Here is a 12,954-nt window from a genome sequence, read left to right on the forward strand (position 1 = left end):
TTGACAGCTATTGAGACCGTTGCGGTCATCGGCCTGGGCTATATCGGGTTGCCTACCGCGGCGATTTTGGCCACGAATGGCATCGACGTTATTGGCGTTGACGTCAACCAGGGCACCGTAGATGCCGTGAACCGTGGCGAGGTCCCCTTTGTAGAGCCGGACCTGGCGGTGCACGTTGCCGGCGCGGTGAGCCAGGGCCAGTTGAAGGCCACCACGGATACTCCCGCGGCGCAGGCCTATATCGTTGCTGTTCCCACGCCGTTCCTTGCTGACCGCTCGGCCGACCTCAGTTACATTGAGGCGGCGGCTCGAGGAATCGCGCCACAGCTGCAGGGCGGCGAATTGGTCATCCTTGAGTCGACGTCCCCGCCCGGTGCAACACGGCACTTGGCCGACTTTATCTTGGCGCTGCGCCCGGATCTGTCCCTCGATGGTGCAGACGATGCCCCGGTGGTGCACTTCGCGCACTGTCCCGAACGCGTGCTGCCGGGCCGGGTCATGATCGAACTGGTCACGAACGACCGGATCGTGGGCGGCATAACGGCGGAGGCAGCCACTTTGGCTCAGGAGCTCTACTCGGTCTTCTGCCAGGGAGAGATCCTGGTCACGGACGACGTGACCGCTGAGATGGCCAAGCTCGTGGAAAACTCTTACCGCGACGTCAACATCGCTTTCGCAAACGAGCTGTCTATCATCAGCGAGAAGATCGGCATTGACGTGTGGGAACTCATTCGCCTGGCAAACCACCACCCCAGGGTGAACATTCTTCAGCCCGGCCCAGGTGTCGGCGGCCACTGCATTGCGGTTGATCCGTGGTTCATTGTGGCAGCAGCGCCCGACGAGTCTCGCCTGATTCGAACCGCCCGTGAGGTCAACGATGCGAAGCCCGAGTGGGTCTTCCAGCAGATCATTTCGGCGCTGGAAGGCCTTCCCGCCACCGCCGAGATCGCCGTTCTTGGCCTGGCTTTCAAGGCCAACATCGATGACCTCCGTGAGTCACCAGCGATCGAGATTGCCGTCCACCTGGCTGAGTCCATGCAGGGCCGGAAGATCAACGTCGCCGAGCCGCATATCGAAGAACTGCCCAGGCAACTGGCGGGCCGCAGCAATGTGGAACTGTTGTCCCTGGATGAATCGATCCAGCGTTCCGAAGTGGTGGTGGTTCTTGTGGACCATGACGATGTCAAGGCGGTCACATCGGACTCCCTGGCAGGCAAGACGGTTATCGACACCCGGGGGGCGATACTGGCATGACGTTCTCCTTCGATAACCTCACCCTTGGCACGGACAGGATCCTTGGTCTTGATGCGGCCGCAGATCTGACGGCGGACGAACCAGTTCCGGGCCCGGCGCTGATAATTGCCGGCGCTTCCACCCCGGCGCCAGAAGTGCGCCACACTCTCTCAGACGCCGTGATTGCGCGAAGCGTGGAGGACTTCCGTTCCATTCGTTTCGTTGAAGTTCAACATTTTGTGGTCACTGCGGATGGGTTCAGCCTCGCGCTGGACCTCTTGGAATCGGGCGACTTGGACCCCGGTTCCCCCGTCGCCTGGAACCTGGGTCTGCCCCTGACCGAGACCCTGGAGCGGCTGAATGCCGTTGGCTTTCCGGAAGGTGTCGCTGTGCGAAGGATCAGCGGTGACGCGGAGAATTCGGTTGTCACCACGGCTGGTGGCTCGGGCCTCCAGTTGGACTTTGCAAGCTTTAGTGCCGGTCTGGAAGTGGCTGCTGCATTGCTTGGGCATGGTGGCCGGGCGACCAGCCCGTACTACCAAGAAGGGACAGTCCAGGCTCTCGCTCTACTGCGACAAAAACACCTCAGCGTGCTTGAGAGTTTGTCGCACGTCGACATCGAAAGTCCGGCGGCTGCTGTGGGTCCAGATGCACCCGCCGCGGACGGTTCCCGGCTCGAGAATGATTTGATTCTCCTCAAGAGGCGCTATGACGCCCTGGACCGGAAATACACCGCCCTCTCTAACTCGCGTCTGGGTGCGCTTACCCTCCGACTCTGGGCGCGTAAGAACCCGCGCCAGCACAAGGCCATCTCAGCAAAGGACGGCGAGAAGTGAAACAACGGCCCAACGAAGCAATAACCCATCCCGTTTTTGACGTGGACTACGGTTCAACGATGCTGCTAGACAAAGACGCCCGCGAAGCAGAGATCCTGGTTCTCCGGGAGTCGCTGAAGGACGTCGCTCCTGCCATCGCCCGGTCCTCCACGGAGCTCGCGCATGGTGTCAGCGTAGTGATCCCGAGTTTCCGTGGCCGGGACCGTATCGCCTCTTGCCTGCAGTCCCTGATCGAGCAAACCCTGGACCCTGATAGGTTCGAGATTGTTCTTGTCATCAATGGGGAGGATGACGGCACCTATGCCCTTGCCGGTTCCATGCGGGATGCCAATCCGGCCCACCAGTTCAGGATCCTCTATCAGGCCGTGCCGAGCGCAGGTGCCGCTCGCAACCTCGGCATAACGGCGGCGCGGTTCCAGTACCTGACCTTTGTGGACGATGATGACTATGTGGGGCCGGCCTTCCTCTCCGAGCTGCTGGCAGCTGCCGCTCCGGACTGCGTGGCGATCGCGCCGATCATCAATGTTTCCAGCCTTGGGGACGAGGATCCTCTGAATGCGCTGAACGCCCAGATATCCGCCCGTGGGAAGAAGAAATTCAGCTTCAATGCTGTCAGCAGCATCTTGGGCTTCAATGCCTGCAAGCTGATCCCTACGTCCGCGGCCAAGGAGATTGCGTACTCCGAGAGCCTCAGGAGCGGCGAGGACATCTGCTTCATGGCTCGTCTGGCCGTGGGAAATACCTTCGAAGCCATTGTTGCTTCCAACGACGCCTCAGCAGCGTACTTCCGGGTTTTGCGGGACGAGTCCATTTCCAGGCAGCCGCTGGATTTCGACTTCGCAGTTCAGCAGAGACTGGAAGTGATTCGGGAGCTCGAATCGATGCGAAGCTGGGACTCTGCGGCGAACGACCTCCTGCTGACCGGGCTGATGCGGTCCCAGGCGAATTTCATCAGGCGCTACCTGGACGCGAACCCGGCAGACCGCCAACGGGTTGTCCAGACAATAGAATCCTTCGGACTCAAGGACTTTCCTTGGTCCCGGATCAATCAGGGGACAGCCCGCGATCTCGTCGTCAGCTACTGTTTTGCCCCGTACTCTGACACCAGTGCCGTTATCGCTTCAAAGGCAATCGTCGAACGGGGACGGGTTGTTGATGTCATTTACAACGACATGTCTTCCGTGCGAAAAAAAGACGCCAACCTTGAAACAATCGCCGGCCGCCTCATTGACACTGCTACCGAGATACACGCGCCGGCGTCCTTCTCCGGCTGGACCCAGATCTGCGAGTTTGTCAGTAAGGGCATTAGCGTTGCCGACAGGAGGGATGCACTGATCGGCGGCTATGAAACCGTCTACAGCCGCGTGCTCTGGCCAGGTTCGCATTTCCTCGCCGCACTGTTCAAGATCAGGCACTCCGGCGTCAAGTGGACGGCGGAATTCTCCGACCCCCTGAGTACCGACGCAAACGGAATGCCGCGGTCGGGGGACCTCGTCAGGGATGACATGTTCGATGCCTTCAATCGGGCAGTCGCTGCCAAGGGCTTTGCCCCCCTTGAAACGGACAGTCTCTTTGCCTGGTGCGAGTACCTGACCTACATCCTCGCGGACGAACTGATTTTTACGAATGAAAACCAGCTGAGCTATATGCGCGACCACGTTCCAGACAAGCGGCTAAGGCGGATCATCGAAGGCAAGGCAGTAGTGCGGGTTCACCCCACACCGCCTGCACGGAGCTACGAGGTGCTGCCGTCAAAATACGCGCTGTCCCGATCTGTGGTGAACGTTGGGTACTTTGGCGCCTTTTACGAAAACCGTGGCCTTCATGAGGTCCTGACGGCGCTCTCCAACGTTTCACCCGACGTGCGCCGGAAGTTGCGCCTGCACGTGTTCACCAACAAAGCCGACGACGTCGCCCGCCAGGTTCAGGGATTCGGCCTGGGTGGGGTGGTGAAGGCGCAGGGATACCGGCCATACCTGGAGTTCCTGAACCTGGCTTCGCAGTTCGATGTGCTGTTGGTCAACGATGTGGAGCGGTCCGGGGAGATGCTGATCAACCCCTTCCTCCCGTCAAAGTACTCGGACTACCTGGGCACGGGAAGGCCTGTTTGGGGCCTCCTGGACGAGGGCAGCGCCCTTAGCAGCAAGCCGCTGGCATACAAGTCGGAGGTGGGGAACTCGGTGCAGGCAGTCAATGTCCTGGAAGAAATCCTCAAAGACTGGCTGAATTCAAGATCTGCGCCCGAAACTGCCGGCACCGGGAGCTGAAGACATAATGGAACAGAGCGTTTGGGACAGCCAGCACGGCGTCCCCATCTACACCTGGGACAGTATCGAGTCTTCGATGGTTGTCACCGATGGAAACAGGGGCCACCGGGCCCGCCATATTGTCCGTGCCAAGGGAACGCCGGAAGACTCACTGAACATCAGCTCGCTGTACGTACCTGGCGAATCCAAGGTCCTCATCGTTCCGCTGCACGGCGCGCTGGTTCGAGAAAACGTCACATTGCCCCGGTTCGAATGGCAGGCCGCCCTGGCGCACCGTGCTGACCATCTGCTGTTCCTGGCTGACACCACCCTCGATCACAGCGATGTGTTGACGCTCGCATGGTACATAGGTACCCAGAAGGATGACCTGACCCGCAAGCTCGCCACTTATATTGAGCATGTGGCCAAGCAATTGGGCATAGAAACCGTTGTACTTCTTGGTTCTTCGGGGGGCGGCTACGCTGCGATTTCAATCGGCACGTATCTGGAGAATTCGTGCTCGATTGCGTTCACACCGCAGACGAACGTCTGGGAGTTTACTCCAGGTCATAGCAAGAACCTGATGAACGAGGTATTTCCGGAGTTTGAGTCGCAGGAAGCGCTGAATGATGCGTTTCCGGAGAGGTTCTCGCTACTCGAGCGCTATGCGCGGCTTCCGCACAAGAACCGGTTCATATATTTCCAGAACTCCGGCGACCGTGAGCATGTGGTCAATCATAAAAAACCCTTCGCCGAGTACCTTGGTGTGCGGCTGCCCGACGGTCGAACTTTCGACCAGTCGGGTGTCTTCATCACGATGTATCACGGCGACGGGCATGTCCGGCCCCCTAAGGAGCAGCTCGATCCACTGATCGACCAGGCCGTCAGGTCCACGGCGTCGCCCGTAAAAACGCCGGTGACCCGGGCGGGGCTCAGTGGCAAAGTCCTGGATCATCAATTCCACCGGGGTGCAACTTCTTTTGTCCGCGTACCCCCGGAACTGAACTCCTTCTACCTGGTATCTGCCCAACCTCTTCGGCCGGAGGCAGACAATCTTGCCTACACGGAGGACGGCGTTCCGCTGCGGATAATTGAGGGCACGGAATACGACCATCCGGTGCTCCAGGCCCAGTTCATGCTGAAGCACCTCAATACGCTGCGTAGGACGAAGTCCCAGGAGCACCAGGCGGTGCTCGCAGCTACGGTCCGGCGGTTGATGTCCTACGCCGTGGAATCCCGCGATGCCCTGTATTTTCCCTATGGATTCCCATGGAACCGCGGAAAGCAACAGCCGCCCTGGTACTCGGCGATGGCCCAGGGGCAGGTCCTTTCAGCCGTTGCGCGGCTGTATGAGTTGGATCCAAAGGATGAGTACCGGGACTTTTCACGCAAGGTCTACCAGAGCTTCCTGAACCTGCCCCATGCCCAGGATCCTGCCCAGCCATGGGTGGTGGACATTGATTCTGAGGGATATCTGTGGCTGGAGGAGTATCCGTACCCCGGGCAAGGGAAGTGCGTGATTAACGGGCATCTTTTTGCCGCATGGGGTCTCTACGACTACTGGCGGGTATTCGGAACAGAGGATGCCCTCACGCTTGCCAACGCGGCATTGGAGACTTTCAAGAAGTACATTTGGCAGTCCCGAAATCCGGGTTGGTCGTCTCACTATGACATGACAGAGTTCTTCCTGATACGCAATTACCACCAGACCCATATTTCCCAGCTGGAAACCACGTACAATCTCACCGGCGATCCGTTCTTTCTGGCCATGGCGGATTTACTCGAAAATGACTTCCCCAGTTATCAGCGGAATGGGTCCCTCTATTTGGCGGCGGGCACGCACAATTTGTTCAAGGCCGATAACATCGCCGTTCCAACGAAGCTTACTGAGTCGAAATCCGTCGAGTTTGATGCGGCCGTCGCCAGGAGCTTTGCCGTCAGAACCAAAATCGAGACGGCTGAAGGAATTTGGCTCCGTATCTCCGAAGGTGAGCACGAAAACTGGTGGGTCAGGGAAGAAGCGGGCCGTGCCTTTCCCAGGCTTTGCCTGGACAAGCACCACTACCCAAGGCGCCGCAGGCTGACGGTGGGGCCGGGAAGCCTCATGCACCACGGCTTCAACCAGTGGGCTTCGCCGGTGGATATCCAGAAACTGGAAGTGGCGGATCATGCCGTCATCACAGTGAAGTCGAAGGCCCTGTGGAATGGGGTCTGGTACTACGAGCTAGCGCACGTACCGGGCTCGTCTTCTTCGCTCGAGGGCCGCTGGATCAGGCGTGACGCGGTGTAGTCGTCTGTCGTGAAAAGGCCCGTGGCCCTGCCCGAGAATGAGTGACCGCATTCAACCGGGAACAGGCCCACGGGCCTTCCGCGTATGATGGCTGCCTAGCTAAGCGCTGCCGTCAGGCCGAATTCGCCGATCCGATGTCCGACGCCCAACAGTTCGGCCACGGCGGCGACTGTGCGCTTCGCCGCCAACCCGTCGCCATAGGGGTTCACTGCGTTAGCCATGGCATCGAAGTGCTCCTGGTCATTCAGCAGGCGGTCCACCTCGTTGACGATGCGCTCTTCGTCCGTGCCGATCAGGGATACGGTGCCGGCATGTACTGCCTCGGGCCGTTCGGTGTTGTCCCGCATGACCAGGACTGGCTTTCCCAGGCTGGGTGCTTCTTCCTGCACCCCGCCAGAGTCGGTCAACACGATGTGTGATAGGGCCAACATCCGGGTGAATTCACCGTAAGCCAGGGGCTCCGTGACGATTACGTTGGTCTTCCCCGCGAGCGCGGGAAGGACCGCTTCCCGGACGACGGGGTTCCTGTGCGCGGGGAGGACGATCGTCACATCCGGTTCGGCATCGGCGATCCGCGCCAGGGCCCGTCCCACACCACGCATCGCATCGCCCTGGTTTTCGCGCCGGTGGGTGGTCACCAGCAGGATCCGGCGTCCGCTGGCAGCCAGCTCCTCCAGCTGGGGGTCAGAGAAGGGGATGTGCTTGTTAACAGTGGTCAGCAGGGCATCGATGACGGTGTTGCCGGTGACCACTATGTCCCTCTCGGCGACACCCTCTGCAAGGAGGTTGGCCCTGCTGGTGTCCGTGGGTGCCAGATGGAGGCTGGCGATCTGGCTGGTGATCTTCCGGTTCGCTTCTTCCGGGAAGGGCGAAAAGAGATTGCCGCTGCGCAGTCCGGCTTCGACGTGAATAACAGGAATACCGTGATAGAAAGCGGCGATGGCGCCTGCCGTCGACGTTGTGGTGTCGCCCTGGACGATGACGGCGTCGGGCCTGCTGGCCGTGAAGAGCTTGTCCAGCCCGTCCATGGTGCGGGTCATAATCGCCGAAAGCGATTGCCGCTGTTGCAAAATGTTGAGGTCATGGTCTGGGATGATGCCGAACAAATCGTTGACTTGGTCCAGCATTTCGCGGTGCTGGCCGGTCACGGTGACGATGCACTCGAAGTCGGCGGACTCCTGCAAGGCTATGACGATGGGTGCCATCTTGATGGCCTCCGGACGGGTGCCGAAAATCGGCATGACGCTAGGCATGGTTTCCCCCAAAAAAGGCAGTCAGTAACCCCCCGATGCTACAGCAACCCACCCAGGACTTCTGATTTCTCTAACCCTGGGCTGCGGTCAGTGGGCAAGCATCAGGATCAGCGCAAGGGAAGGGATGCTGAGGGAGACCAGAACCACAGCGGCCAGCGCCACCAGGCGCTTGGCGCGATGGCTAGCTCGCCGCTGTACCTTCCTAACCGCAGAAGCAGGGTCCGGGGCGGGGGCAGGGGGCAGCATTGCCGCCGGAACGTCCTTGCGGAAGCGCTGCTTGCGCATGTGCCGGGGCGAGGGCGGAAGGGATCCCGAGGGCGGCATTGTGTCCATCGATCCTCACTCCTTTCCGGCTCGGCAGATGAAGCGTGCCTGTTGAAATTCTCGCATTGTGCATAGTTATCTGGCGCATTCCGGCCGGAGTGCTGAATCCAGCAGGCCGCCGGTCTCGACGACGAACCTGTCCAACCACTCCTTTGGATTGAAGTCCGGCATGGAGTCGGCCAAGGCGACGTCCGCCGTCGTGCATTGACGGATCAGCATCCCTGCGCGGGTCACGTGGTAGCGCGAGGTGACCACGGTGACGCTCCTCCAGCCTTCGGCGGCCACCAGGCCGCCGATGGCGCGGGCCTCACCGCGCGTGTCCTTCTGGTCCAGGCTGAGACAGAGCAAAGCGCCCTCGGGGCGGGGCTCGGTGCCTTGGCACAAAGCATCAGCACTGGCATTTCCGGGGGTGTCGGTGTGTGACAGCACCAGGACCGGAATGCCGAGGGATTCCTGCAACCGTTGTGCTACTGGAAGCCGCTCCGTGCTCGCGCCTCCGAGCATGATCACCGCATCGGTTCGCTCTAGCGGCGGGTGGTGAACATTGAAGAACAGTTGGAAAGCCACGATGAGCCAAAGTACCAGGACGATAAGGATCGTGTTGAGCAACCGACGCACGAACAGCACAGTGGCAACGGAATAAGGCACGGTCCAGTCTGGCACGGTTTATCCTTCCAAGTACTCAGCCCCGCAAAATGCGAGTACTCCCTACCGTTAACTACCCGCAGCGAAGGTTCGATTATTGGTTGATGACTACGTATACGGTTGTACTTCAGGCCCTGGAACACCGCTGCCAATGTTGTGGGGAATTGGTGGAAAGTGTCTTTTGCGACGCATGCCAAATGCATGGGGACACTTCTGCGGAATCGCCTGCGACTTAATGCCGTAACTGACCGCCCGGCGGCAAGGGTCTCGCCTGCTGCTGATAGTGTACGCACGTGTTTATGAGACTTAAGAGGTTCCTTTCTGACCTGTCATCTGAAGTGGCCGAGTTGCGAGAACAAGCCGACCGTGTGGAAATGACCATCGGCGATCTGCGGGCGGAACTGGATTTGCTTCGTGATGCGCAGCTAGGGGGCTCTCCGGCCATGAAGCTCGCCGAGTTCCCGCTCAGCAAGCACCCCTATGTGACCCTTGAAGAGGGCGCAAGCATCGCCCCCGGGGTACGCATCATGGCACCCAGTCCGGAGTATGCCGTCCACCTGGGCAAGCATGTAAAGATCTACCGCGGCAATGAGATTCTTGGGCCGGTAGTGATCGGTGACCGCTCGTTCATCAACAGGGACGGTTATGTGAGGTCGCAGGTGACTATTGGTTCGCGAGTTGCCATCGGCGCTTATTGCCGCCTGGTGACAGACAACCATGAGCTTGGCGGTCCGGCCCAGCGGGCCGGAAAGCTGATTCTCGCCCCCATCAATATCGGGGACGGCGTCTTCATCGGGGCGAATGTCACGGTCATTGGAGGCGTTAACATCGGCGCAGGCTCGATCGTTGGGGCAGGGGCGGTTGTTACGAAGGATGTTCCGCCCAACTCGGTTGTTGTTGGAGTGCCGGCGCGCGTTATCCGGACGCTGGAAGGATAGGAACAGCCCGGCGGCAGACGCAGGGGCGCCTAGCCGGCAACGGTTCCCAGCGATTTCCAGATGCCCGGTTTGCCAGCTGCCACGCATATCCAGCCGACTGTTCCTCCGGCTGTGGGGGTCCGGTTGTAAGCGACGTCCCCCCGATTGTGGGTCATGCCGGGTTGCTCCGTGGAAGGGATTGCAGTTGTCCAGAAGACATCTCCCGACCCCGTGCCGGAAGACCCACGATTCATCGAAACAACCATGTCGTCGTACGCCTCGGCATAGACACCTGCGCCACCGTTCAGGGACGCGTTGCCGCGGTACACAGACCCCTTGCTGGTCAATGTGGCCCGGACGCAGCCACCAGTCCCGGACGTGGCGGCGTTCACGTTATCGCGGACATGCGCTCCAGGGGAATCGTTCTGGATCATCCAGATCCGTGCCACTCCATTTGCGACGTTACCTGCTATCACCATGCGGGAGCAGCTTGAAAGAATCCGCATCCCGTTACCAGCGGGTTCGATTCCTTTGAGAATGTTGGAGATGATGTTCATGTCGCTTGAGCCCGTCATGCATACCGCAGTGGAACCACCTTCGACGGTGTTCCCCTGCACCTGGCTGTGGACGACGTTCTCCAAATAGATTCCGGGCTTGGTAGTACCCGAGCGGACCACATTATCGATGATCTGCACCCCCGCGCTTTTCAGGGGCTGCCCCACTGCCTGAATGCCGGTGAAGTACGCTGCGTCCAAAACATTTCCCGCGACCAAAACCCGATCTGAATGGATCACGTCAATGAGGGCGGCCGCGGTTCCGGACGGGGCCGGTCCCAAATGCTTGTACGTATTATCCGTGACTGAGCAGTCCGCACCCTGCACTTTGATTGCCCGCCGCGAAACCGTCTCGATGAGGTTGCCGGAAACCATAGCGCGGGCGGTGAGAAACGGGGAAAGTCCAAAGAGGATCTGAATGGCATCGCCCTCTTCGCCCAGTATGTTGGAGATTCTGTTATGCCGGACCACAGTGCTTCCGGAAGCGGCGGACTGGCTGGTCACAAGCACCGCTCGTGCGGCACCCACGGAGTTTCCCGGGACCTGGTCTCCCACTGCTGTCACGTTAGCAATGACATTGCGTTCAATCAGGACGCCGCCGTCCGTTTCCACCCGCACAGCAATGGCCCCGCCGGTTACGGACCGGAAGTTCTCAAGTCTCCCGTCGACTACCTCGCAGGCCGGTGAACTAATCCGCATGCCTACAGCGGCCTTGTCCGCTCCGTCAAGGTGGACCGATGCCCTTGTCCCGGACCCGGTCAGAGTCAGCATCGTCATCTCGGCTGTAGCAGCGCGGATGATGCCGGTGCCGACGAGGCGGACTTGGGGCACGGCGGAGCTGAGAGTGGAAACAAGGCGGTACGTGCCGGGCGGGAAGAAGACTGTGCAGCCCGCCGATGCCGCGTTCAGGGCTGCTTGCAGGCCCGGGGAGTCATCAGCTATGCCGTCCCCCACGGCGCCGTAGTCCTTGACGTTGATGAACAGTTCGCCTTTGCGGACGGGCTGCCTGCCCTGCGGGTCCAGGGTCGCGTATTTTGTGGAAAGGTCCGGCAGTTGGAGCGCCGGGACTTTCGATTCGAGGTCCAGTGTTGCTACCCCTGACGGTGCCCCCTTCTCCGCCAGGGGCACATACGTGTTGTTGTTGTTGCCAGTTGCGGCGGCGGCGCCGCTGGCTCCCAAAACAGAAACACCGGTGAAAGCCGTGATGAGTGTTCCAAAGTTGAGGAGCTGGCGCCGCCTTAGCCCGTCACTGGTCCCGCGGCCGGGCTGTCCTTCGTTCCGCCGCGCGCTAGCCACGGGTCCGCGCCCACTCGATCGACCTGGCAACACCAGGGATTAACGTTCCAAGAGTCAACATTTTGTGCCCCTCCAACTCACAATTGCCGTCTCTAGAAGTTAGGGTCGTGGAAATTCCCAAACCACAGTGGAGGGTACGTGTTTAATTCGGCAGGGAGTACTTGGACCAGCACTATGGAGCAGGTAGTCGCGGCGGCGCCACACCTGTTCCAGGCGGGTTGGCAGGAGCCTACAAGGCGGGTCTAACCGGGGCCAGAGTGCTGGCGTGCGCACCTAACTCACTGCGGGGAGGCCGGGCCCTGAAGCTGATCTACACGGCAGAGCTGATCAGCAGCACCGAGGCCGCGGCGACGGGCTGTTCAGCCGGGCCATGCCGGCTGGCGAGCTGCTGGAGAACAGGCGGGGCATCATGGACCGCCTACTTCGGGTGCCCGGCCCTTCAGGGCAGGCAAGGAACTGGGGGCCCACAGGACCAGCGTCTGGGCCCGAGGGAGGCCATGGTCGAGGACAACACCGAGCAGGCACGCCTTTGGAAAACCGATGACTATGCCGAAGGCTTCCCGGCGTTCCATGAGAAGCGCGAGCCGAAGTTCAACCGGCGTCGTGAGCCTAAGGAGCTTCATTATCTCATATCACCGCAGGTGAGACCGCTTTCCGGGGATAAATCTCCCTGATCGACCCAGTCTTGCAGGGTGGTTGCACCAAATCTCTATTCGCGTTAGCAAGAGAGATCGCAGCCGGGAAGAAGCGCGGCCACAGCACGGTGGCGGGCCTCAATGGCTGAGCAGCAGCTGAACTCCGACACGGGGGCACACTTGCAACAGCCATCGCCGCACCGGCCGCGGCCGCATCTCCAGTTCCCGCGTCCGTGGTGTGGGGTTGTTGGTGCAGCGTTCGCCACGGGAAACTCCGGTTCACTGACGGTCCAGGCGCCCACCACCTTCGATATTCATACCGGACCGCGTTTGCGGGATCATCAATCTCGTACACCATCACAATTCTTGCCGATAAATCCGAGCAGAATTCAAAGGTCGAAATGGCTTCAGCTTCCCCTGGCACCGGCACTTCCTCGATCGGGCAGGGCATCGACAAAGCTACGACCCTTCGCGGGGACATTGCCCACCACGCCAGTCAGCCACTTGCTTCGTGTAGCCTCTGCCCAACACCACCGCACTGGAGTGGTCGGGCCAGTCAATGGAATGGCGCAACCGGTTGATGGCCAGGAAACCGGGGAGTGCGCGGCTCGTGGCAATCGTCCAGGCCCCGTGGCGGGAAGAAGCCAGGGATGCTGTGGCGCGCTGTTTTCCCTCGGCCCGAGGACTTCCTGAGCGGGAACATCTACGCCTACGTGTTCTCCTGG

At 60.3% G+C, this 12,954-nt stretch carries 9 protein-coding genes and 1 pseudogene; 6 read left to right on the forward strand and 4 right to left on the reverse strand.

The window, feature by feature from the left end; all coding sequences use genetic code 11:
* The 4 genes from wecC to GK109_RS14475 are packed head-to-tail and all read left to right on the forward strand — an operon-like array spanning position 1 to position 6,605.
* Positions 1 to 1,254 carry a UDP-N-acetyl-D-mannosamine dehydrogenase gene (gene wecC, locus GK109_RS14460; RefSeq protein ID WP_157241420.1) on the forward strand — a complete coding sequence of 418 codons (1,254 nt, stop codon included), beginning with the start codon at positions 1 to 3 and terminating at the stop codon, positions 1,252 to 1,254.
* Positions 1,251 to 2,069, forward strand: coding sequence for a hypothetical protein (locus GK109_RS14465; protein ID WP_157241421.1), 819 nt, complete (start codon positions 1,251 to 1,253; stop codon positions 2,067 to 2,069). The genes wecC and GK109_RS14465 overlap by 4 nt, the downstream gene beginning before the upstream one ends.
* Before the next feature lie 59 nt (positions 2,070 to 2,128).
* Positions 2,129 to 4,336 carry a glycosyltransferase gene (locus GK109_RS14470; protein ID WP_157241422.1) on the forward strand — a complete coding sequence of 736 codons (2,208 nt, stop codon included), beginning with the start codon at positions 2,129 to 2,131 and terminating at the stop codon, positions 4,334 to 4,336.
* 7 nt (positions 4,337 to 4,343) lie between these two features.
* Positions 4,344 to 6,605, forward strand: coding sequence for a D-glucuronyl C5-epimerase family protein (locus GK109_RS14475; RefSeq protein ID WP_157241423.1), 2,262 nt, complete (start codon positions 4,344 to 4,346; stop codon positions 6,603 to 6,605).
* Positions 6,606 to 6,700: 95 nt separating this feature from the next.
* On the opposite strand, the gene wecB is transcribed toward GK109_RS14475, so the two are convergent.
* The 3 genes from wecB to GK109_RS14490 form a co-directional block, all read right to left on the reverse strand.
* Positions 6,701 to 7,858: a non-hydrolyzing UDP-N-acetylglucosamine 2-epimerase gene (wecB, locus tag GK109_RS14480; RefSeq protein WP_157241424.1), complete on the reverse strand. Its 1,158-nt coding sequence runs from the start codon at positions 7,856 to 7,858 to the stop codon at positions 6,701 to 6,703.
* An 87-nt stretch (positions 7,859 to 7,945) separates the two neighbouring features.
* Positions 7,946 to 8,191 carry a hypothetical protein gene (locus tag GK109_RS14485; protein ID WP_157241425.1) on the reverse strand — a complete coding sequence of 82 codons (246 nt, stop codon included), beginning with the start codon at positions 8,189 to 8,191 and terminating at the stop codon, positions 7,946 to 7,948.
* Positions 8,192 to 8,257: 66 nt separating this feature from the next.
* Positions 8,258 to 8,845 carry a YdcF family protein gene (locus GK109_RS14490; RefSeq protein ID WP_370460599.1) on the reverse strand — a complete coding sequence of 196 codons (588 nt, stop codon included), beginning with the start codon at positions 8,843 to 8,845 and terminating at the stop codon, positions 8,258 to 8,260.
* A 356-nt stretch (positions 8,846 to 9,201) separates the two neighbouring features.
* Here GK109_RS14490 and GK109_RS14495 point away from each other — a divergent pair, with 356 nt between their 5' ends.
* Positions 9,202 to 9,765 (forward strand): DapH/DapD/GlmU-related protein, encoded by a 564-nt coding sequence (locus tag GK109_RS14495; protein WP_231754870.1) that lies wholly within the window; start codon positions 9,202 to 9,204, stop codon positions 9,763 to 9,765.
* A gap of 29 nt (positions 9,766 to 9,794) precedes the next feature.
* On the opposite strand, the gene GK109_RS14500 is transcribed toward GK109_RS14495, so the two are convergent.
* Positions 9,795 to 11,594: a glycosyl hydrolase family 28-related protein gene (locus GK109_RS14500; RefSeq protein WP_157241426.1), complete on the reverse strand. Its 1,800-nt coding sequence runs from the start codon at positions 11,592 to 11,594 to the stop codon at positions 9,795 to 9,797.
* Positions 11,595 to 11,887: 293 nt separating this feature from the next.
* Between GK109_RS14500 and GK109_RS22100 the strand changes: the two are divergent.
* Positions 11,888 to 12,268 (forward strand): annotated as a pseudogene (locus GK109_RS22100) (enoyl-CoA hydratase/isomerase family protein); the annotation flags it as partial.
* Between the last annotated feature and the right edge of the window lie 686 nt (positions 12,269 to 12,954).

The organism is Pseudarthrobacter sp. GA104, from assembly GCF_009741265.1.
Lineage (GTDB): Bacteria > Actinomycetota > Actinomycetes > Actinomycetales > Micrococcaceae > Arthrobacter.

Coding starts and splice junctions, on each gene's coding strand:
- GK109_RS14465 (WP_157241421.1), top strand. CDS start 1,251: ATGACGTTCTCCTTCGATAACCTCACCCTTGGCACGGACAGGATCCTT.
- GK109_RS14470 (WP_157241422.1), top strand. CDS start 2,129: ATGCTGCTAGACAAAGACGCCCGCGAAGCAGAGATCCTGGTTCTCCGG.
- GK109_RS14475 (WP_157241423.1), top strand. CDS start 4,344: ATGGAACAGAGCGTTTGGGACAGCCAGCACGGCGTCCCCATCTACACC.
- wecB (WP_157241424.1), bottom strand. CDS start 7,858: ATGCCTAGCGTCATGCCGATTTTCGGCACCCGTCCGGAGGCCATCAAG.
- GK109_RS14485 (WP_157241425.1), bottom strand. CDS start 8,191: ATGGACACAATGCCGCCCTCGGGATCCCTTCCGCCCTCGCCCCGGCAC.
- GK109_RS14495 (WP_231754870.1), top strand. CDS start 9,202: ATGACCATCGGCGATCTGCGGGCGGAACTGGATTTGCTTCGTGATGCG.